This is a genomic window from Paenibacillus sp. FSL M7-0802 (assembly GCF_038004945.1).
In the GTDB taxonomy this organism is placed as follows: Bacteria; Bacillota; Bacilli; order Paenibacillales; family Paenibacillaceae; genus Paenibacillus; species Paenibacillus polymyxa_B.
Genome location: NZ_JBBOSD010000001.1, coordinates 4,760,155 through 4,781,081 on the forward strand (window position 1 = coordinate 4,760,155; position 20,927 = coordinate 4,781,081).

18 protein-coding genes are annotated in these 20,927 nt (G+C 45.9%); 14 read left to right on the top strand and 4 right to left on the bottom strand.

Annotated elements, in window-relative coordinates; translation table 11 throughout:
• Window positions 1-84 precede the first annotated feature (84 nt).
• Entirely contained in the window at window positions 85-834 is a 750-nt protein-coding gene (locus MHB54_RS21850) for a YdcF family protein (protein WP_028540426.1), read from the bottom strand.
• A 217-nt stretch (window positions 835-1,051) separates the two neighbouring features.
• Here MHB54_RS21850 and MHB54_RS21855 point away from each other — a divergent pair, with 217 nt between their 5' ends.
• From MHB54_RS21855 to MHB54_RS21875, 5 genes are all read left to right on the top strand, one after another.
• Window positions 1,052-1,939, top strand: a complete 888-nt coding sequence (locus MHB54_RS21855; protein WP_209942958.1) for a DMT family transporter — start codon at window positions 1,052-1,054, stop codon at window positions 1,937-1,939.
• Window positions 1,940-2,168: 229 nt separating this feature from the next.
• Window positions 2,169-2,945: an NAD-dependent epimerase/dehydratase family protein gene (locus MHB54_RS21860; protein WP_264454747.1), complete on the top strand. Its 777-nt coding sequence runs from the start codon at window positions 2,169-2,171 to the stop codon at window positions 2,943-2,945.
• A gap of 234 nt (window positions 2,946-3,179) precedes the next feature.
• Window positions 3,180-4,175 carry an ABC transporter permease gene (locus MHB54_RS21865; protein ID WP_023989544.1) on the top strand — a complete coding sequence of 332 codons (996 nt, stop codon included), beginning with the start codon at window positions 3,180-3,182 and terminating at the stop codon, window positions 4,173-4,175.
• 18 nt (window positions 4,176-4,193) lie between these two features.
• Entirely contained in the window at window positions 4,194-5,087 is an 894-nt protein-coding gene (locus tag MHB54_RS21870) for a carbohydrate ABC transporter permease (RefSeq protein WP_013311212.1), read from the top strand.
• Window positions 5,088-5,198: 111 nt separating this feature from the next.
• Window positions 5,199-6,740, top strand: a complete 1,542-nt coding sequence (locus MHB54_RS21875; RefSeq protein WP_023989543.1) for an extracellular solute-binding protein — start codon at window positions 5,199-5,201, stop codon at window positions 6,738-6,740.
• A gap of 125 nt (window positions 6,741-6,865) precedes the next feature.
• On the opposite strand, the gene MHB54_RS21880 is transcribed toward MHB54_RS21875, so the two are convergent.
• Both MHB54_RS21880 and MHB54_RS21885 read right to left on the bottom strand, forming a co-directional pair.
• Window positions 6,866-9,127 carry an AraC family transcriptional regulator gene (locus MHB54_RS21880; RefSeq protein ID WP_264454748.1) on the bottom strand — a complete coding sequence of 754 codons (2,262 nt, stop codon included), beginning with the start codon at window positions 9,125-9,127 and terminating at the stop codon, window positions 6,866-6,868.
• A 223-nt stretch (window positions 9,128-9,350) separates the two neighbouring features.
• Complete coding sequence (locus MHB54_RS21885; protein WP_023989541.1) at window positions 9,351-10,064, bottom strand: expansin EXLX1 family cellulose-binding protein; 714 nt, start codon at window positions 10,062-10,064, stop codon at window positions 9,351-9,353.
• Window positions 10,065-10,501: 437 nt separating this feature from the next.
• Here MHB54_RS21885 and MHB54_RS21890 point away from each other — a divergent pair, with 437 nt between their 5' ends.
• A complete protein-coding gene (locus MHB54_RS21890; protein WP_069080368.1) occupies window positions 10,502-11,218 on the top strand; it encodes a metal-dependent hydrolase in 717 nt (238 codons plus the stop codon).
• A 99-nt stretch (window positions 11,219-11,317) separates the two neighbouring features.
• On the opposite strand, the gene MHB54_RS21895 is transcribed toward MHB54_RS21890, so the two are convergent.
• Complete coding sequence (locus tag MHB54_RS21895; RefSeq protein ID WP_023989539.1) at window positions 11,318-12,397, bottom strand: M42 family metallopeptidase; 1,080 nt, start codon at window positions 12,395-12,397, stop codon at window positions 11,318-11,320.
• Window positions 12,398-12,582: 185 nt separating this feature from the next.
• Between MHB54_RS21895 and spoVAC the strand changes: the two genes are divergently transcribed.
• From spoVAC to yqeH, 8 genes are all read left to right on the top strand, one after another.
• Window positions 12,583-13,089: a stage V sporulation protein AC gene (gene spoVAC, locus MHB54_RS21900; RefSeq protein ID WP_023989538.1), complete on the top strand. Its 507-nt coding sequence runs from the start codon at window positions 12,583-12,585 to the stop codon at window positions 13,087-13,089.
• Window positions 13,086-14,108 (top strand): stage V sporulation protein AD, encoded by a 1,023-nt coding sequence (gene spoVAD, locus MHB54_RS21905; RefSeq protein WP_023989537.1) that lies wholly within the window; start codon window positions 13,086-13,088, stop codon window positions 14,106-14,108. The genes spoVAC and spoVAD overlap by 4 nt, the downstream gene beginning before the upstream one ends.
• On the top strand, window positions 14,105-14,461 hold the full coding sequence (spoVAE, locus tag MHB54_RS21910; protein ID WP_013311204.1) for a stage V sporulation protein AE: 357 nt from the start codon (window positions 14,105-14,107) through the stop codon (window positions 14,459-14,461). Before spoVAD ends, spoVAE begins: the two co-directional genes overlap by 4 nt.
• A 213-nt stretch (window positions 14,462-14,674) precedes the next feature.
• Window positions 14,675-15,634, top strand: coding sequence for an AAA family ATPase (locus MHB54_RS21915; protein WP_028540432.1), 960 nt, complete (start codon window positions 14,675-14,677; stop codon window positions 15,632-15,634).
• A gap of 3 nt (window positions 15,635-15,637) precedes the next feature.
• On the top strand, window positions 15,638-16,885 hold the full coding sequence (locus tag MHB54_RS21920) for a DUF58 domain-containing protein (RefSeq protein ID WP_023989535.1): 1,248 nt from the start codon (window positions 15,638-15,640) through the stop codon (window positions 16,883-16,885).
• Window positions 16,882-19,128, top strand: coding sequence for a transglutaminase TgpA family protein (locus MHB54_RS21925; protein WP_053325803.1), 2,247 nt, complete (start codon window positions 16,882-16,884; stop codon window positions 19,126-19,128). The genes MHB54_RS21920 and MHB54_RS21925 overlap by 4 nt, the downstream gene beginning before the upstream one ends.
• Before the next feature lie 146 nt (window positions 19,129-19,274).
• Window positions 19,275-19,805, top strand: a complete 531-nt coding sequence (locus MHB54_RS21930; protein ID WP_013311200.1) for a YqeG family HAD IIIA-type phosphatase — start codon at window positions 19,275-19,277, stop codon at window positions 19,803-19,805.
• The gene (yqeH, locus tag MHB54_RS21935) at window positions 19,798-20,925 is read left to right on the top strand and encodes a ribosome biogenesis GTPase YqeH (RefSeq protein ID WP_028540435.1); all 1,128 of its coding nucleotides are present in this window, start codon (window positions 19,798-19,800) and stop codon (window positions 20,923-20,925) included. The genes MHB54_RS21930 and yqeH overlap by 8 nt, the downstream gene beginning before the upstream one ends.
• Window positions 20,926-20,927: the final 2 nt, after the last annotated feature.

Sequence of the window (20,927 nt, forward strand, 5' to 3'; positions counted from 1 at the left end):
AGCGCCTTGCTAGCTTACAGGCTTATACCTGCGAGCGCAAGACGCTTGTTTGTGCTGTGTGCCGCTATACAATTAGACATCACATTATTTAAGCTTTAATGCAAGAATTCCTAGGTATTCCTTGAGGGCTGTTCCGGTTGTAGACATGGCCCCAGCAGACGGCGAGAGCTTGCCAGCATACAGTGCCAGCTTTTCACTTGCCAGATAGTCGGTAGGATAAGCTATGACCTGCATGCCTGCACGCTGAAATTCCAGTGCAGCACGTGGCATATGGAAAGCGGAGGTCACCAGAACAGGTCTAGTGAGTTGATGTTTTCCCAAAATTTGCGATGTATATACGGCATTTTGCTGTGTGTTCAAAGAACGGTTTTCGATCAGAATGTCCTTTGCCGGAATACCGAGTCCTAGTAGCTGCCTTTGCGCAATATTGGCTTCATTACCACTGTCTCCAAACACTTGCCCGCCGGAGAAAAGAATAGGTAAGCCTGTTGCTTCGTGCAGTCGGGCCGCAGTGAGCAGTCGATTAGCCGCAGATCCTAGCAGATTGCCTTGTCCATTGATGTCGGGGGTTCCCTGTGTGGCTCCGCCCCCAAGTACGACAATGACATCGCCTTGAACGGTACGGGGTTGTGGGTACTGTTTTTCCAGGCTACTGATTAACAAATCTCCAGCCAGATTGGTCGAGGAAACATACAGCAGCAATGTGACAAGAAGCAGTACGACCGCAGGTATACGTGCCCTTTTCCATAGCCAGATCACGAGCCCTGCCATCACCAGGATGAACAAACCGGGAGGGAGCACAAAGCTGTACAAAAATTTGATGATATAAATCAAGTGCAGACAACCTCCTATCCTTATAAGCTTTATCTATCTTTTTGGTATATTGTAACATAGGAAAATGACTGGATTCCTCTGTCCGAAGACATACCTCGATGAACAAGCGGGCATGAAAGGTGGAGCTTTCCAATACATATTTTTTGTTTGATAAAGTTGTTCTGTAGGCGTAGTATATAAAGTCTAGTGATTTTTTTCATAGAGGAGCGATAGCGTCATGGGAGAGTTAACGACAGCCAAGCGGATGATGATGATCGCGCTGCTGGTTGTATTATGGGGCATTTCTTGGCCCATTTATAAAGTCGCATTGGAATTCACACCTCCACTGTTGTTTGCGGGACTACGTACACTGCTGGGTGGACTACTGTTGGGAGTGATTTTAGTACCGAGATGGAATCGCATTCGTTGGAAAGAAAATTGGCGGGTGTATGCTATTTCAGGTATTTTTAACGTGGTACTGTTTTATGGCCTGCAAACAGTGGGACTGATGTACGTCCCCTCCGGCTTGTTTTCTGTGCTGGTATATCTCCAGCCTGTGTTGGTCGGTATTTTTGCATGGATGTGGCTAGGGGAAGCGATGTCCAGACTCAAGGTGATTGGATTGATCATCGGATTTTTGGGTGTTGCAGCTGTCAGTGTGGGCGGATTTTCAGGGCATGTGGCTGTGGCAGGTGTAATCATCGCCATTATTACAGCCGTGAGCTGGGCATTGGGAACGGTATATGTGAAAAAGGTAAACCAGCGTGTGGATTCGCTGTGGCTGGTTGCATTCCAATGTACACTGGGAGGCATCGTGCTGACGGGAGCTGGAACGGTGACGGAAAACTGGTCGGATATCGTATGGAATGTCCCGTATGTGTCAGGGCTGATATTCGGCACGGTGTTGGGAATTTCACTTTCCTGGTTGCTGTATTTCACACTTGTTAATTCAGGGGATGCGAGTAAAGTTGCGTCTTATACGTTTTTGGTGCCTGTGATCTCGGTGTTTGTCAGCTCGTTGGTGCTGGGCGAAGCGATTACGGCTTTCCTGCTTATCGGGTTAATCTTAATCGGGCTTAGCATTTATTTGGTTAATCGCAGAGCGAGAGTAGTACGACAAGCTTGAGCGTAGTAGTTGAAACCAAGAGATTGAAAGATAGAACTTGAAACTATAGTAACAACAAGGGACTCTTGCACAGTAGCAGGGTCCCTTTTTATATGCCGACAGGAGACACAGCTACGTGGGCTTTGACCTGCCTAATTCGAGAGTTTAAGGGGTTTCCTCCCTGGGGAGTTGGTTAAGATTATGATATGGATGACAGCATACAACCAAGCAAAGAAGGGAGATGCGGACGATGGCACGAAAATTGTTGATTACAGGTGCAGCAGGTACAATTGGGAAAGTATTGTATGAAGGGCTAAAAGCGGAAGGTAAATATGAAATAATCGCTGCTGATGTGAAGAGGGATGAAGAGGCAGGGATTGTGGAAATGGATATACATGATGCTGCACGACTGGCTGAGCTTACACGCGGAGTGGATACGGTACTGCATTTTGCATGGATCAAGGATGAAGGGGATTTCCTCGGCAAAGTGCTGTCTGGCAATGTTAGTGGAGCCTACAAGCTGTATGAAGCTGCGGTGAAAAATGGGGTAAAACGCATTGTTTTTGCCAGTTCCAATCATGCCACAGGGTTTTATAAAGTAGGTGAAAGCATAGATGTAGAAGATCCCTACCGACCAGACAGTTTTTATGGATTGAGCAAGTGCTACATTGAACTGTTGGGACGGCTGTATGCCGATCAGGGCAAAATATCTTCAATGAATATCCGTATCGGAAATTTTCCTGGAGATGATCGGCCCCATTCGGAGCGCGCCGCTCATATTTGGATCTCCGAGCGCGATATGATCCGTCTGACTGTCTGCTGTATCGAAGCTCGTCCGGAGATGAGCTATCTTAATTTGTACGGTACGTCAGCCAATACGGATAATTATTATGACATTGGCTACTTGGAAGAACTAATCGGATATAAGCCGCAGGATAATGCCGCTGAGCTGCTGGAGCAGGCCAAGAAAATCGGATTTCGGGTAAAACAGGATGAAACCACATTCCAGGGTGGGCAAAAGGAGTAGAATAGATCGTTCAAATATGCTTTATGAATAGGCTTAAGGCGTCGATTAGACGCCTCATATTACACAAAACTTCACAAATATCCGAATTGTTCACTCCTCAGGACACTCCTTTGTTCATGAAGCATGAGAGGCTTCACTTTTCATTTTGAATGCGCTTACATAATATATAGTTATACGGCGGCGGTGCTACAAACCTTGCTGTCGGTAACGTATACAGAGGGGGAGTGACTCACATTGAATCAGCCTATGCCCAAAAATTCTGCAATGCTTACAACGGATTCCCGCCTGAACGGTAAGAGGCTGGGAACGGGTAGGAAACACGGGTTCTTCTATGAACTGTTCCGCAATCGGGTATTATTTTTGATGTTGTTGCCCACTTTAATTTTTTTCTTCATTAATTCCTACATTCCTATGGTGGGTATTTATTATGCATTTACCCAGTTCGACTTTAATACCAGCCTGTTTGATGCCAAGTTCGTCGGACTCCAAAATTTTCGCTTTCTATGGCAATCCGGCACGCTGACAAAACTGACATTGAATACGGTCGGATACAATGCAGCGTTTATTTTACTCGGTAACGTGCTAGCGATTGTTCTCGCTATTTTGCTGAATGAGCTGCGAGGCCGCTACTTTAAAAAGATCGCTCAATCCGTGATGTTCCTGCCTTATTTTGTTTCTTTCGTTATTCTAAGTGTTATCGTGTATAACATATTTAATTATGATAATGGTTTCCTGAATACGCTGCTGCTGCAATTTGGTGGTGAACGCGTGGATGTATACAACAAACCATGGGTATGGATTTTCCTGATTATCCTGTTCTATTTATGGAAAAATCTCGGCTACAGTATGGTGATCTATCTGGCAGCGATTACAGGTATCAGTGACGAATATTATGAGGCAGCTAAAATGGATGGGGCCAACATTTTTCAACGAATCTGGTACATTACCGTTCCTATGCTTAAATCGACATTCGTTGTGCTGCTGTTGTTTGCGCTTGGTAGTATTATGAAAGGACAATTTGATCTTTTTTATCAGTTAATCGGCAACAATGGGGTGCTGTACAATACGACGGATATTTTGGACACTTATGTGTACCGTTCGCTGAAAGTGACTTTTGATGTGGGGATGGCTTCGGCGGCAGGCGTATACCAATCATTATTCGGCTTTGTACTGATCATGACCGTGAACTATATCATCCGCAAGTTGAACGACGAGTATGCCTTATTCTAGAAAGGAGGACCCAAACGGATGGCGATCAAAGAGGATGTATACACTCGAATTTTTAAAATTATCTCTTATGTGATTATCATTATTGCTTCCATTGCTTGTTTACTCCCGTTTCTACTTATTATTTCGGCTTCACTGACCAGTAATGAATCGATTATCAGGGATGGATATCACTTTATACCACAGCAATTCTCACTGGAAGGTTACCGGACGGTGTTCACCTTTCCTGAAGAGGTGTTAAGGGCATACGGGGTGACGATTTTTACCACGGTTGTAGGTACGACGTTGGGCCTGTTCCTGATGACGATGGCAGGATATGTGCTGGCACGCAAAGATTTTAAATACCGTAATGCGTTTTCATTCTATATTTACTTTACGACGCTGTTCGGAGGCGGTTTGGTACCTTGGTACATTATGCTGACGAAGTATTTAGGATTGCTTGATACGTATACAGTGCTTATTTTCCCGGGATTGATGACTCCGTTTCTGATCATTTTAATGAAAAACTTCATTCGTTCCTCCATGCCGGAAGAGCTGTTCGAGTCCGCTAAAATTGACGGTGCGGGTGATTTTAAAATTTACTATCGAATTGTGTTGCCTTTATCTACACCGGGTATTGCCACTGTGGGACTGTTTCTGGCCTTGGCTTACTGGAATGACTGGTTCTCATCCTCACTCTTTATTAACGATCCGCATAAATACCAGTTGCAATATTATCTGTATAATGTAATTAACTCCATGCAATTTATCGCTCAAATGGGTGCAGGTACTGGCGTAACCCTTTCCAACGATATGCCGACAGAGTCGACCAAAATGGCAATGGCTATCGTGGTTACCGGACCTATTTTGCTGCTGTACCCGTTCGTACAGCGCTATTTTGTTAAGGGATTGACCATTGGTGCGGTAAAAGGCTAAAGTGGCACTCAAGGACTGTGATGGCATGACGTGCTGACGTTGTGCCATCTAAATAGCACTCTTTGTAAGCGTTTTATTTAATCAGACTACCATTTCAAAGGGAGGATTCACATGACATTCACAAAGAAAAGAAAACAACGCATGTCCATCCTGATTGCAGTAATGGTCATCACGGCGCTATTAGCCGGATGTGGAGGAGGTAGTGGAAACAGCGCTCAAAAAGCAAATGGAGAGGATGATAAATCCCAGAAAGTACAGCTGCAATTTTATATGCTGGGGGATGCTCCTAAGGACTTGCCTACCATTGAGACAGAGATCAATAAGTTGGCGGAAAAAGATCTGAATGCCACCGTCAAATTTAACTATACGACGTGGACAGACTGGGATCAAAAATATAAGCTGTTATTGTCTTCGGGTCAGCCTATCGACCTGATCTTCACTGCAGATTGGACGCAGTATCAGGCCTATGCCAAAAAGGGCGCATTCCTGCCGCTAGACGATCTGCTGCCTAAGGCTGCACCTGCCTTGCAAAAATTTGTGCCTCAGGACATGTGGGATGGAGTTAAAATCGGAGGCAAAATTTATACCGTGCCTGGCACGTATAAAGAATATGTCACAAACGGTTTTGTATGGCGTGAGGATTTACGTGAGAAGTACAATTTGCCTAAACCGACAGATATGAAAAGTTATGAGGCTTATATGGATGGGATACGTCAGCATGAGCCAAATATGAAAACCGTATCTCTGAACAGCGATATCAAGGGAAATCTGCATGATCGATATACCGAATTAGTAACGAAGAGTGTGGGCACACTGCCTTACGGTATCGGTATTAAATACGAAAAACCAACAGAGGTATATAAATTTTGGGGCTCGGATGAACAAAAGGAAGAGCTGAACACTTACAAACGCTGGGCCGATAAAGGATTCATTCCCAAAAACGTATTAAACGTAAAAGATACGCTTCAGGATCAAGTGACTTCTGGTAAAGCAGCGAGTATTTTCGGTGACAATCCAACCCGGTTTAATGATATGGTCATTAAGCTCAAAGCATCTCACCCGGACTGGAAGCTCGAGTACTACCCATTCCCTTTGACGACAGGTTATGCAACTCCAGTGCATCCGATTCATAACGGCTTTGCGATTCCAAAAAGCAGCCCGAATCCAGCGCGCGCATTGGCCTTTTATGAAAAGCTGGTGACGGACAAACGCTATAACCTGCTCACGCAATATGGTATTGAAGGCAAAAACTACGAAGTCAAAGATGGTTACTACCAAATGATAGGTAGCGGCAGTACTAATGGATTTTCACGCGAAGGTATGAATAGTTGGGCTTGGCGTAACCCGGAATACATGCTGTTTGATTCTGGCTTTGACCGTGTGAAGAAAATTTTTGCCGAGCTGGATAAAATCCAGAAGCCTGACCTGTTTACCGGCTTTGCAGAAGACTACACGACATATCAAGCAGAAAAAGCAGCTCTAGAACAGGTTGAGAAGCAATATCTGTATCCGCTCCAAGCTGGACTGATCGACAATGTAGATCAAGGCTTGCAGACCTTCTTGCAAAAGGCAAACCAAGCTGGTTTGGAGAAAATTCAAACCGAATATACAAAACAATGGGAAGCCTATGTAAAGGAGAAGGGGATTAAATAAAACATAAAGAATTGTGATAAAGAAAAAAGCAAGTCTCCAGAATGTTGGAGGCTTGCTTTTTTTAAGTCAGTCTATTTTTTGGGAGAAATGTTCCGTTCTCGGAGCAGGCGTGTAGAGCAGTTTACTTATTGCGCATTTGCTTTAGAACGGCGAAAATCTGTCGGTGTTACGCCCAAGCTACGTTTGAACATACGATGGAAATAAGAGCTACTTGCAAATCCGGTTTGTTCTGCTACGTCAGCTACGGACCAGTCGGTCTGTTCCAGCAGCTCACAGGCCTTGCGAATACGAAGTTGTTGGATGACGTCCACGATAGTTGACATGGTCTGTTGCTTATATAGCCTGCTGACGTAGATCGGCGACATATCCAGCTCTTCCGCAATCTGATTGAGACAAAAATTGGGATCCGTATAGGCTTGCTCCATTCGTTCATTAATTTGCCGTACCAGTCGTTCCTGTTTCGTGTTTCGTTTTTCCGATAGACTGGAGCGAATATGATCAAAGACCAATTGATAATGATCAATAAGATTCTCAGCGGTCTCTAACCGATCAGCGGATGGTAATTCAGGTTTAGATTCTATAGCAAATCCATTGAGCTCACTGATATGCCGAACAGCATTATTCACACTCATGATGAGCCGGGATATCGCCACTTGAACAGAGGAAAAAGGATTTTTTTCCATATGCATCAATAATTCTTTGAACATACTGTGTGCATCCTCCGTATGACCAGACAGTAGCATATCTAACATTTTTTTCTCTTTATCGGCTGGATATACGTAAGTATTTTGGATATCCTCCTCTGTAGTGTTTTGCGCATTAATAATGCATCTGTGCCCCTGAAAAAATCGGTGCATAGATGCGTCTTGTACCTGGCGGTACAGCCGATGCAGCCGTTCTGGTTGACTTGTGATGGCACTGTAAGTCAGTGAAACGCTCAGCTTCAAATATTCAAAGCAAGCTTCACGTATTTGGCGTAATAAAGTTTCTAGCAGTACAGTGTCTGTATGTTCTGCGGGATCGAGAATGTTAAGCATCAGCAGTACACTGTCCTCATCCATATCAACGGTCTCCACCTGGTACGTCTGTCCGCATATTTCAGAAGCAATGTTCATGATTGCAAACTTATAGGGTAGCAGATCAGGTCCACGTTCGCTTTGCCATCGGGTATATTCATCTATGCGCAGCAGCACAAGGCGGTAGTCTTTGTCGAACTGGAACGTAATCCCAAGCTCGCGCAATCGTTCCGGTTCTTCCCCAGCAGGAAGATTTCGGATTCCCCGGATCACATTTCTTAAAATGTTTTGCCGGATCGTGTACATACTGTTTCGTTTCTCTGATTCCAGTGAATTCATATGCACAACAATTTGGCCAATAGGCGTATACAGCATTTTGGACAGCAGCCACGAAGCCACGAATCCTGCCAATGCAATGATGGCGGCTATCAGTAACATCGCATTACGAATAACACTTGCCATTTTGATAACGCTTTCATATGGTGTTACACTAATATACTGCCAACCTAGTCCATCCGGAGAGGTGTAGGAAATGAGTGATCTTTTACCATGAAAGTCTTCTACAAAATAGCCTGTTTCTTGTTTTTTGACTCTCGTGTGCAGCCATAGCTGTTCTTTTTCGTTCAAAGTTTCGTCTGTCAATGTTGTACCAGACAACAGTCTGCCCTGATCGTCTAAAATATAAGCGGTCCCGCCTGAGATTGGATTCGCAGCCATTTCCTTGTTCATCCAGGCCGCCGACACATTCACAATCACAGCCGAATTTATCGCTTCGTTCGAGTTAATTGCGTCATAACATAAATACGTATAGGCTGCGATATCTGGGCTTGCTTGCTCTACTCCAGCTCTGGAGTCTGAGGCAGACAGCAGCGGATACGTGCGTGGAATAGGCGTAAAGGGTTTATAGTCCTGATAATGATCCAGCACGCGAATGATATCTGTATCAGCTAGTTCATGTTTGCTGAATAACCCGTTTTGACCTTGTGAGGACGCAATGTAGAAGGTGCCGCTTTTAGGGTTAAACACGTAGATGGATTCGATATACGGCATGGAGTTAAGATAATTGTTCAATTCGGTCATGGCAGCGGTTACATCATATACATTAGGTTTTGGATAATACAACAACTTGGACAGGGTACTGCTGCGATACATTTGGAATGCCAACGATTGAGCAATAGATGTCATGTTAATAACCTCTCTGCTTCTCAACGTCAAGCTGTTGTGATTGGCCTCGAATGCCTGCTCCTTTTCCACGCGAATATAGTAAAAATAATACACAGTGGTGGATACCAGCAACGTTAGCGTAATACATAACGTAATGCTGACCAGCAATTTGCTGTGAAGCTTGTGATGCTTTTTGAAATTGCTCATATGAACAGGCCTCCTGTCTGTGTGCACGTAGCTGTAAAGTACACCCTATTTATGTATTCATTATACGTGTGATCTTGTGAACAGGACAGTGAACAAACCGATTCTTTGTGAAAAATAATGTTTTTTCGTAAAAAGGCCAGGAACACTTATACGCATTGGATTGCGTCGGTTCCCGGCCGGGTTTGTCTATTCAAATAAAAGAAGAAAGATGACGGTACTACAATTAGTCAGGAAATTGAACGTTACCTTTAACGATATAGGCTCCGCCTGTACCATTTTCCGCTAGAGCTGGGATTGTATCGTTCAGCACGACACCACGAATGTCCGTAATCCGTATTTTCAGAGGTTGTTTTCCTAAGTTAGTACCTAGAAAGTGGTTGTAATCCTGTTTTTCGAGATTGAGCCATTGTCCGTTTTGTTGGACTTCCATCTTCAAGACCGGATATTTATGATTGCGTACTTGAATGGCTGCCCACCATTGGCTGCTGCCTTCTTTAATGCGGTAGGAGACATTGCCGTTAACCGGAGCTTTGACAACTTTCCATGAAATATTGATTTTTCCGTCTATTTGATTTCCAATCAGGTTGAACGCGTTTGGGGACAGATCGAGCGCGCCACTTGGACCTTCAGGGTAAAGATCAGTTACATATACGGTTGTTTTCCCTTTGGGACCTTGAACTTCCAAATAGGCTCCAGCTAATGCAGCTTTGATTCCGTTATAATTCAGTTGTGTGCGGTTAAGCGCTGTAATTTTGGCATCCGAAGGGATGGGATCAAGCAGTAATGCCCCTCCAGAGTATCCTGATCCCGTATATGTGGCGTACCCCGTGTATGTATCATTCCAAGCAGCTGAAGCGGGAAGGGCGAATAATACAAGACTTAGCAACGATGTCAGACCGATGGTTTTGAACTTTCGAAACGTCGATTTTTTTTGCATAATCATTTCCTCCTTATTCATTTAATAGATTCATATAGTAAATATAAACACTATATTACCTAATATTTCAAATTGTACAATAGGACTTTGAGGCAAAAAGAAAATATTGAAGATGTTTGTCAACATACTCATAGGCCATATGTCTTGTTTTTTGGGAAATGGTTGAACTTGCTCTTTTTCGCAGAAAGTTTGCAGGGCAGCCGCGATAAGGTCAGGAAGATGTAGCCTTATAACAGAGGGCAGGGCTGACTGGAGAGTAAGCACAGAGGAGGGGTTTAATAATGGGGACGAAACTAGGACTTTTGAATGAAGTCTTTTAAATAGAATAAGCGAACTATTGTTCTCCTTTTGTTTGTCGTATACAATCGAATCATGCTGATTCAAATGGAGTGATGTTGAACTCTGTTGTATGCTGCAACGAAAGGATGTTTTGCACCATGATGGGAAGAGCCCATTTGATTATTGGAACCGGGGTCTCCCTGTCGGTATTAGCTCTAAGTGGATACGAAGTGACCCCGGCTGCCGTGGCAGCTGCTGTGGTCGGTTCACTGTTGCCGGATATTGACGAGCCTAACTCCATGCTCGTGAGCCGAGCGCTACCAACCAAAATGCTTAGGCTCGTACAGCTTCTAATGATTGGGGCTGCTGGTTGGGTGTTTTTCACCCGTTTGGCTCCACCGCCATGGAATCTTGTGTTGGCTTTGCTGATGATCAGTGCTTCTTTTATGCCTTCACGATCCATGCGCAAGGTTATTATCTTTTTAATTGGTATCGGCCTAGCCTGGTATGGAGAATCATATGCACCTTGGAATTATATCGCCGGGTGTCTGCTGATCATTTGTACGTTAGTCCCACACCGGGGGCTGACACATACGGTATACGGAACCGTCGCATGGACTGCGCTGCTTTATGGTACGACACGTTTGCACGGTGACAGCATATGGTTGGCTGGAGGTATGGCGTACTTGCTGCATTTACTGGCAGATTCCTTGACGAATAATGGAATTAAACCTTTGCCGCCGTTTAAATGGAAGCTGCGATTTAAATTGATGAGTACTGGAACCCGGAAGGGAGCTAAGGTAGAAAACGTCTGCGTTGCTTTAACTGCTGTACTTGTAGTGATTGCTTTGCTTCGTTATAAGCATTTGATTTGATATGTTCTATCTTTTGTTTCTATTAAATTAAAAAAACAGTCAATGCACGTTGTACGTGTCTTGACTGTTTTTTTATAGATTGCGATTCTCTGTTACACCTTAGGCTCGTTCAATAATGGTATTCAGCGTTGTACGATCCAGATTTTGAACCAGCTTGATGATCAGCTCTTTGGCTGCATCATAATCATCAGTGTGAATAATGGACGAGGAAGTATGGATGTATCGTCCACAGATGCCTATGACGGTGGATGGCACGCCAATTCCGCTCAAGTGTACTTGGCCTGCATCGGTTCCCCCTGTGGAGATGAAATATTGATACTTGATTTTGTGAGTTTCCGCCATGTCTTGCACGTATTCCACAATTCCGCGATGTGTAATCATACCCGGATCAAATACCCGCAGCAGTGCGCCTTTACCGAGGTGCCCGTAAGCATTCGGGTCGCCGCCCATATCGTTAGCCGCACTGCAATCCAGTGCAAAGAATATATCCGGCTGAATCAGATTGGCCGCTGTGCGTGCACCACGCAGTCCCACTTCCTCTTGAACAGTGGCCCCCGCATACAATGTATTGGGAAGCTTTTCTTTTTCTTTATGTAACGCTTCAAGTAGTTCAATAGCCAAGCCTACACCGTAGCGGTTATCCCACGCTTTAGCCATGATTTTTTTAGGATTTGCCAGTGGAGTGAAATCACAGATCGGCGCAATGGCCGTTCCTGGTACGATCCCCAGATCTTGCGCTTCTTGTCTGCTGTCTACGCCAATATCCAGATACATATGCTTGATGTCCATAGGTTTGCTGCGTTGCGATTCATCCAGCAAATGAGGCGAGACAGAGCCAACTACACCGATAACTGGGCCTTTTGGAGTTAATACTTGAAGACGTTGTGACATAATGGCTTGGCTCCACCAGCCTCCAACCGGCTGAAAACGAATCATTCCATTTTCCGTAATACCATTCACGATAAAACCGACTTCATCCAGATGGCCTGCCACCATTACTCGTGGTCCACTCTCTTGACCGCGTAGCACCCCAAAAAGACTCCCCAATCGATCTTGCACGATTTCATCGGTATAACCGGATATCCGTTCCTTAACCCATGCCCGCAACTCACGCTCATGTCCAGGAATGGAAGGAAACTCCGTTAAGGTTTTAAACAATTCCAATGTTTTTGATTCCATGATGTATACCTCACTCCTTATTAATTAACCAGTGGTCGTCATGTATTCAGTATGAATGGATTTGTATCGAATGTCCACGATATCATTTTCCTGACATAACATTTCTCCAAAAAGCTCATAATGAAAAAGACCCAAGCAATTCGAACCGCCAAGCGCGAAAACTTACAGACAAGGGGTGGTGAATGATGCCAGCTAAATCAGGGCAGCGCGGTTTTCGTACCAATACGTCGCCGCTGTCCATAAATGAGAAGGACTATCAGAATATTTCACAAAAGCATGAACCCTCGAGAAAAGTATTTGCCAATTGTGTGCGCGCTTTTCTGGTTGGAGGCGGGATCTGTGTGATTGGACAGGCGATTCAAGAGGCTTTTATGGCAGGAATGCACATATCAGCCAAGGAGGCCGCCCCGCCAACCTCATCCATGATGATCTTGCTGGCGGTCATATTAACCTGTATCGGGGTTTACGATAAGGTTGCCCAATGGGCGGGCGCGGGAACCGCTGTGCCAATTACAGGCTTTGCTAACTCCATGTGTTCGGCTGCATTGGAATATCGTTCTGAGGGACTGGTGCTCGGAGTGGGCGCGAATATGTTCAAGCTGGCAGGCTCAGTTATCGTATTCGGGGTGGTGGCCGCATTTATCGTAGGCGTTATATATGCCATCCTTGGTGTGGGAGGCAATCACTTATGAGAAGACAGGGAGGACAAACCTGGAAGTTTGAATCAAGACCGCGCATCATTGGAAGTGCCACCGTTGTGGGCCCGGATGAAGGAGAGGGACCGTTATCCACAGATTTTGATTATATTTATGACAATATAGAAATCAACGAGAAAACGTGGGAAAAAGCGGAACGTAGATTGATTGAGCATTCTACAGAGCTGGCGCTAATTAATGCCAATTTGAACAAAGAAGAAGTGCAGTTTTTTATTAGTGGTGATCTGATGAATCAGATTATCAGTAGCTCCTTCTCGGCTAGCAAGCTGGCCATTCCCTATTTGGGTGTTTTTGGAGCCTGCTCAACATCAATGGAAAGCTTAGCCTTAGCCGCACTTATTGTGGACTCAGAGGCCGGTGACTACGTGATGGCGGGTACGACCAGCCATAACTGTACTGTAGAAAAACAATTCCGCTATCCTAATGAATACGGATCACAGAAGCCCCCTACGGCTCAGTATACTGTTACCGGCTCAGGCGCCGCAATTGTAGGACATGCCAAGTCAGGGACGGTGGTGGATTGTGCTACCATTGGACGTGTAATGGACATGGGTATTAAAGATCCCTTTAATATGGGGGGAGCCATGGCTCCCGCGGCTGCGGATACGTTGTTGTCTCATTTTCGAGATACTGGCCGTGACCCTGGTTACTATGATCTCATTGTAACGGGCGATTTAGCCTCAGTGGGGCTACCGATTGCCAAGGAGCTGCTCAAAAAAGATGGATTCGATATGAATCAGACGGAATTTAATGATTGTGGTTTACTGATTTACGATATTAATAAGCAAAAGAAAGTCATTGCAGGAGGCAGTGGTTGTGGCTGCTCGGCTGTTGTAACCTACGGGCATTTGTTGAAGCGGATCGAAAAAGGAGAGCTGCAAAAGGTACTGGTCGTGGCGACCGGAGCGTTATTATCTCCTTTGACTACACAGCAGGGTGAAAGCATTCCTTGTGTTGCACATGCTGTAGCTTTTGAAGCGGGAGGAACGGTATGATATTTCTATGGGCTTTTTTAGTGGGTGGTGCCATTTGTGTCGTGGGCCAGTTGATGATGGATGTGTTCAAAATGACGCCGGCACATACGATGAGTACGTTGGTAGTTGCAGGTGCAATTGCTGATGCTGTTGGGATATACGATCCGCTTATTAAATTTGCAGGGGCGGGTGCGACCATTCCAATTACCAGTTTTGGTAACTCACTTGTACACGGCGCATTAACCGAATTGGAGAAGGACGGATGGTTGGGTGTCATTACAGGGATCTTTAGTCTGACAAGTGCAGGAATTTCCTCTGCGATTATTTTCTCTTTTCTGGCATGCTTGTTTGTTCGTCCAAAAGGAAGCATATAAAAGCAGCGTACTTTAGAAATGACATAAAAATAAATGATTATATACATGTGCCCTTCGGATCTAATGACCGAAGGGTTTTTAATTGTTCTGCACATGAAAGATCGAAAGAAGGATGGAGTTTGAATAATACGGGCAGGGGGTTAAGTGTACTCTGTGCCCGCCTTCATGTACAATAATAGGAAACATGTTGCTATCTAGGAGGTTTACAGAGCTATGCCCGTACGTCAAGAATCTGTGCAGATTGTATCTGCAATCCGTTCTAATCTGGAATCATGTATATTAGGTAAATCCTTTGAAATAAAATTACTGCTTACGGCTATGCTGGCGGGTGGACACATTCTGATCGAGGACGTTCCGGGTACGGGGAAAACGCAAATGATCAAGGCGCTTGCCAAATCCATGCGCGGTGATTACCGCCGTGTTCAATGTAATCCTGATATTCTCCCGAGTGATATTACAGGGGTATCCATATTTCATCCACGGGACGAGCGTTTTTATTTCCGTCCGGGTCCTGTGATGACTAATATTTTGCTGGCGGACGAAATTAACCGAGCGACGACGAAAACCCAGTCGGCTCTGCTGGAGGTTATGGAGGAACGCAGTGTGACAGTGGATGGGGACACTCATATGTTGCCTCATCCTTTTATGCTGTGTGCGACACAAAATCCGATTGATTTTGAAGGCACTTATATGCTGCCGGAAGCACAGTTAGATCGTTTTATGCTCAAAATCAGCTTGGGTTATCCTGACATGGAGACGGAGCGAAACATGCTGCTTCATCATCAGGCAGGCCAGCCAGCAGACCGTCTGGAGGCTGTAGCTCATATGGAGCAGGTTGCTGACATCCAGCAGGAAATTAGAGGAATTTATATGGACGAAGCAGTGACGTCCTATTTACTTGATATCGTGCGTGCGACAAGAGAACATCCATCCGTGCTGCTGGGAGCTAGCCCCCGGGCGGCGCTTGCTTTTGTAATGGCTGCGAAGGCATACGCTTTTCTGGACAACCGTGACTATGTGCTGCCTGATGATGTGAAGGCGCTGGCACCTTATGTGCTAACGCATCGTTTGTTGCTGCGTCCCGAGGCGCGTCTGGACAGTTCCAATGCCCAGTCCGTGCTCCAAGCTGTCCTTCGGCAGGTTCATGTACCCGTACGAATGGAGCGTCCTTAGGGAATGAATATGGTCAAAAGGAAGCGCAGGCTTCCCCGGCTGTCAGGCCGCATCTGGCTTCTGGTGGTCATATGGGTGGTGTGCCTGCTATATTTGTTGTTTCAGGGCGGCAAGACGTCGGTCATGCTGTTGTCTATGGTTACGCTGTTAATCGTTTATTTATGGATCGTTGGTCTGAGTGGAGTTCGCCGTGTGCAAGGCTCCCGGCAGCTTTCGCAAGGCTCGGAGTTTGGAGAACTGCTGCATGCGGGAGATCAGGTGCATGTAAAGCTGAGCCTCAGCATTCCTGGTTTTCTTCCGTTACCCTATGTCATTGTCCGTGAGGTCCTCAAGCGGCATACAGGTGAATCCTGGTCGTTTGAGGACAGTGTCATTCCTAGTCTAAAAGGGGGCGGTCAGCTTACATTTCAGACTCCCGCTTTAGAGCGAGGAAGCTACCACTTTGAGGAAACTGAATGTGTGAGTGAGGACATCTTCGGTCTGTTGGAGCACAAAGGCAGCTTGAACGCACGCGGTGAATTTCGGGTGCTGCCCCGAACGGTATTCATTCCGTATTGGCAGATGAATGACCGTCGCTCAAGGATGTCTGGACCGCAGACCGTTCAAACTCGAACGCGGCGTGAGACGACACAAATTAACGGTGTACGGGACTATGTATATGGAGATCGGTTTTCGCGCATCCATTGGAATGCGACGGCTCGTACAGGTAGCTGGAAATCCAAGGAATTCGAGCATGAGACCGTTCCAAAAACGATGCTTGTGCTGGACGTACACATGAAGCATTATGTAAACGCCGAACAGTTTGAGCTAGCTGTATCCTCTACCGCTTCATTGCTGGAATATGGTGGACGGGAGCGAATGGGGGTTGGATTGTGCACAGCTGGAGAAAAAGGCACTGTCTTTCAGCCAAGTGAGCAGACAATGGAACGACAACGAATGATGCATCACTTGGTAGACATACACACAACTTCACAAGGTAGCTTGAAATCCGCTGTAGAAAGCAGTGTGCGCCAGTTTCCGCAAGGCTGTTATTTTATACTGATTAGTCCGCTGAATGATTATCAGGCGATGGAGCTTCTTCGTTGGGCCGATACCCGAGGGATGACTCCGTGCCATGTCTATATCGGAGAAGGTTCTGCTGAGGGAGAAGCTGAAGAATGGATGAGCATGCTTCGTGCAAGGGGAATCAAGGGCTACGATGTTGAGAGCCTTGAAGAGCTCCCGGCTGTAATGGGGGGAGGGACACTATGAAGAGCTGGTTACAATCGTTAAAGGGTTCCTGGGCCCCCGCTTTTACATTTTTATGGATTATTATTATTGCCATGCAATGGGTTTCTTTTGCTTCCGAATTATGGCTGGAAGAGACGAGAGCACTTGTACTGATGACCATTACAATGCTGGCTCTTGTGAAGATTGTACTACCATTTCGTCCTTGGATTGAATTTATTGTTAAGGCGGCGGCGCTGTTTTTTATTTTGTATCGGACATTGGTGTCTTACTCCATCATTATCCCCTTCGGAGGGGTAGCCAATCGCCTGGACCAATTTATATCCAATATGTCTCCTTATATTTGGTTTTCCCTCATCGCTTGGCTAGTTATTGAAATGGTGCCGCTCATCGTTACAACGAAACAGCGGATTCTTGTTTTTGTGGGTATTAATATCGCCGCGCTGGCAGTGCTTGATTCCTTTACGCCAACTGTGTTGTGGGAGGAGGTTGCCTGGATCGTCTTTGCTGGTATGGGTTGGCTAGTGACACAGCATCTGCAGTATTTTCGGCAGCATTATCCTCAAGGGTGGAAGCATATTCGACGCTATCCATATAAAATAGCAGCCAATATTGCGGTCATTTTTGCGCTCATTATTATGGCTGGTGTCAATATGCCCGAGGTACAGCCAGCTTTGACGGATCCCTATACAGCGTGGACCCAGAGAAATAGCTCAACCACCGCCGGGATTAGCAATGGATCTGGGGCACTGAATCAGCGGATGAACACCGCATCAGGGTATAGTCGCCAGGATAATCGGTTGGGTGGAGGTTTTAATTTTGATTATTCTCCTGTCATGACCATCACGACCACTCAACGAAGCTATTGGCGGGGGGAAACGAAACGAACCTATTCCGGTACAGGCTGGAGTGACGGGGGAAACGATGATCAAACGCTAAATGATGTGCCGATGACCGCAGAGCTTGAAAACACACAAGAAACGCGGCATTCGACTGAGCAGGTCGTTCAGACCATTACGATGCAAAATGACCAGAGCTATCCTGTTCTGTTTGGCGCCTATTCGGTGCAGCGTGTTCAATCGGTGGACAGAGATTCACGGGCAGAGGGGTTACGTTGGAACCCGGAACAGGCGGAACTGCTTTGGAATCCATCCTCCCGAAGAACTGCTTATCCTAAAACGTATACTCTGGTATCACATGTCCCTGTGATCCCTGAGAAAGAGCTACGCACAAAAACTTTTAATGAGTTGTACAGAAAAAACAAACAGGAAGCCTATCTACAAATTCCAGATGAGTTACCACGGCGGGTTCGTGATTTGGCTCAGAACGTAACGTCAACGGCGAAAACGCCATATGAAAAAGTCGGATTACTACAGCAGTATTTGCAGCAAAATTATGCATATACGAACAATCCGGACCTCTCACGGAAAAGAAGCAGAGATTTTGTGGATGCCTTTCTGTTTGAGATTCGGGAGGGCTATTGCGATTATTATTCCACCTCATTAGTCATGATGGCTCGCTCTGTTGGGGTTCCAGCCCGTTGGGTTAAAGGGTATGCACCTGGTCAGCAGACGTTTTCAGATGATGCAACAACGGGCGAAGGTGACGAAAATATGTCCTCTTACTCCGTGACAAATGCGGATGCTCATTCCTGGGCGGAAGTATATTTAGGTGAATACGGTTGGGTTCCTGTAGAAGCTACGCCTGGCTTTGATATGCCGCTGCTTACGGAACAGGAGGATTCAAAGACTCCAGAAGCCCCAGAGGTTAAAGATCAGCCTGAACCAGAACAGCCTGAGCAGAACCCGCAGACTGATCCGGAGGAAGGTTCAAAGATTCATCCTGTAATTATAGGTTCTGCTGCTGCAATTCTGCTGCTGTGGGCTGCTTATATCGTCTGGCGTAATCGGGCAGACATTCACTTTTATCTGCTGCGTTTACGCAGAGGTAAGCCGCTGACCCCGGATGAAAAGGTGGTCGTCGAAACTGAGCACTGGTTAAGGTACATGCGAAGAAAGGGATTTGTCCGCGCCAGTCACGAGACGCTGAGGGAATCAGTTGATAGATGGTCGCTAGAAGTACCGGAACAAGCTTCTATTTTACATCAGTTGCTTGGACGATTTGAACAAGCGCGTTATAGTCCCTCATCCGTAACCGCAGAAGATTGGCATATGGTTCGCCAGCAAGCCTCTCTGTTACACAAAGAAGGATGGATAAAACGATGGGCTGGACGAAAAGCTGCGACGGATCAGAAGGATCAAGACTAGTCTATTTTTGATTTGGTTCAATTTGCCGTCTATTTTAATCTTTAGCTATATATTTAGTGAAAAAGCTGTCCGTTTGTTGCGGATAGCTTTTTACTAAGCCATAGTAATATGGTATAGTTTGTCGTATGAAACTGAGGTGACCGACGTTGTTTGAAATGCTGATGCCCAAATTACGGGTGAATACCGTCTTTGATATTGATCTTGAAGGCTTGTATGCTCAAGGATATCGCGGCATTATTACGGATCTGGATAACACGCTGGTCGGCGCAAAAGCGCCGAATGCGACTCCCGAGCTGGTGGCCTGGTTTGAGAAGGTCAAACAGGCGGGTTTTAAGCTTGTCATCGTGTCTAACAACAATATGGACCGTGTATCCGTGTTTGCTACGCCTTTGGACATTGAATTTATACATGCCGCACGGAAGCCTTCCAACTCGTCTTTTCGTAGAGCCATCCGTATGATGGGGCTGACTCCGGAAGAGACTATTATGGTCGGAGACCAAATGTTGACGGACGTATTGGGAGGTAACCGATTGGGATTGCATACGGTGTTGGTGCTACCGATATCCATTCATGATGAAGGAGTCATGACCCGATTTAATCGGAGGTTGGAGCGAATCGCGCTCACAAGGTTACGTAAGAAAGGCTTATGGCTTGAGGAGGAAAAGAAGAATGACTGAAAGACCTGACGGCGGCACTGCCGTCAAATGTAGTGGTTGCGGTATCACCGTGCAGACCACTAGCCCGGAGCTTCCGGGATATATTCCTGAAAAATTGCTTACTCGCGAACCTGTCATATGTCAGCGTTGCTTCCGGATCAAAAACTATAATGAGACGTCTTCAGTGACGGTGAATCAAGATGAGTTCTTGAAGCTGCTCAGCCAGATTGGGGACAAGGATGCGCTCGTCATCCACATTGTAGATATTTTTGATTTTGAAGGTAGCTTGATTTCCGGTCTGCAACGCTTTGTAGGCTCCAATCCGGTTATACTGGCTGTGAACAAGACCGATTTGCTGCCTAAGGTAACGAATTGGAACAAGGTGCGTAACTGGGTACAAAAGCAAGCGAAGGAGCAAGGACTACGCACAGAAGAAATCGTACTGTGCTCTGCTAAAAAAAATCAGGGCTTTGACCGTCTGTTGGATGTGGTATCTGAGCTCCGTGGTAACCGTGATGTATATGTAGTCGGAGCGACAAATGTGGGTAAATCGACGCTTATTAACCGCTTGATTCGTGATTATAGCGATATGGAGCAGGAACTCACAACGTCCCGTTACCCGGGGACTACACTCGATATGGTGAATATTCCGCTCGACGACGGCAAGCACATTATTGATACTCCGGGTATTGTATACCCTTGGCGATTCAGTGAGATTGTCTCCCGTCAGGACTTGAGTGCTATTATGCCGGACAAGCCGCTGAAGCCTGCTGCGTATCAGCTTGATGCCGGACAAACATTGTTTTTCGGCGGTATGGCCCGATTTGATTTTGTGGAGGGTCAGCACCAATCATTTACCTGCTATATTAACGGTGGTCTTAAAATACATCGCACGAAGCTGGAGCGGGCTGATCAGTTGTTCGCTGATCATGCCGGGGAATTGTTATCTCCGCCAACACGCGATCAATTGGCAGAAATGCCGGAATGGACAAGACATGAGTTCCGCGTTCCACGCAAATCTCCATCGGACATCTACATTTCCGGTTTGGGATGGATCAGAGTGAATAGCGAGAACGGAGCTCTGGTTGCGGTTCATGCTCCTCGGGGAGTCCGTGTGCTTTTGCGGCCTGCGTTGATATAACG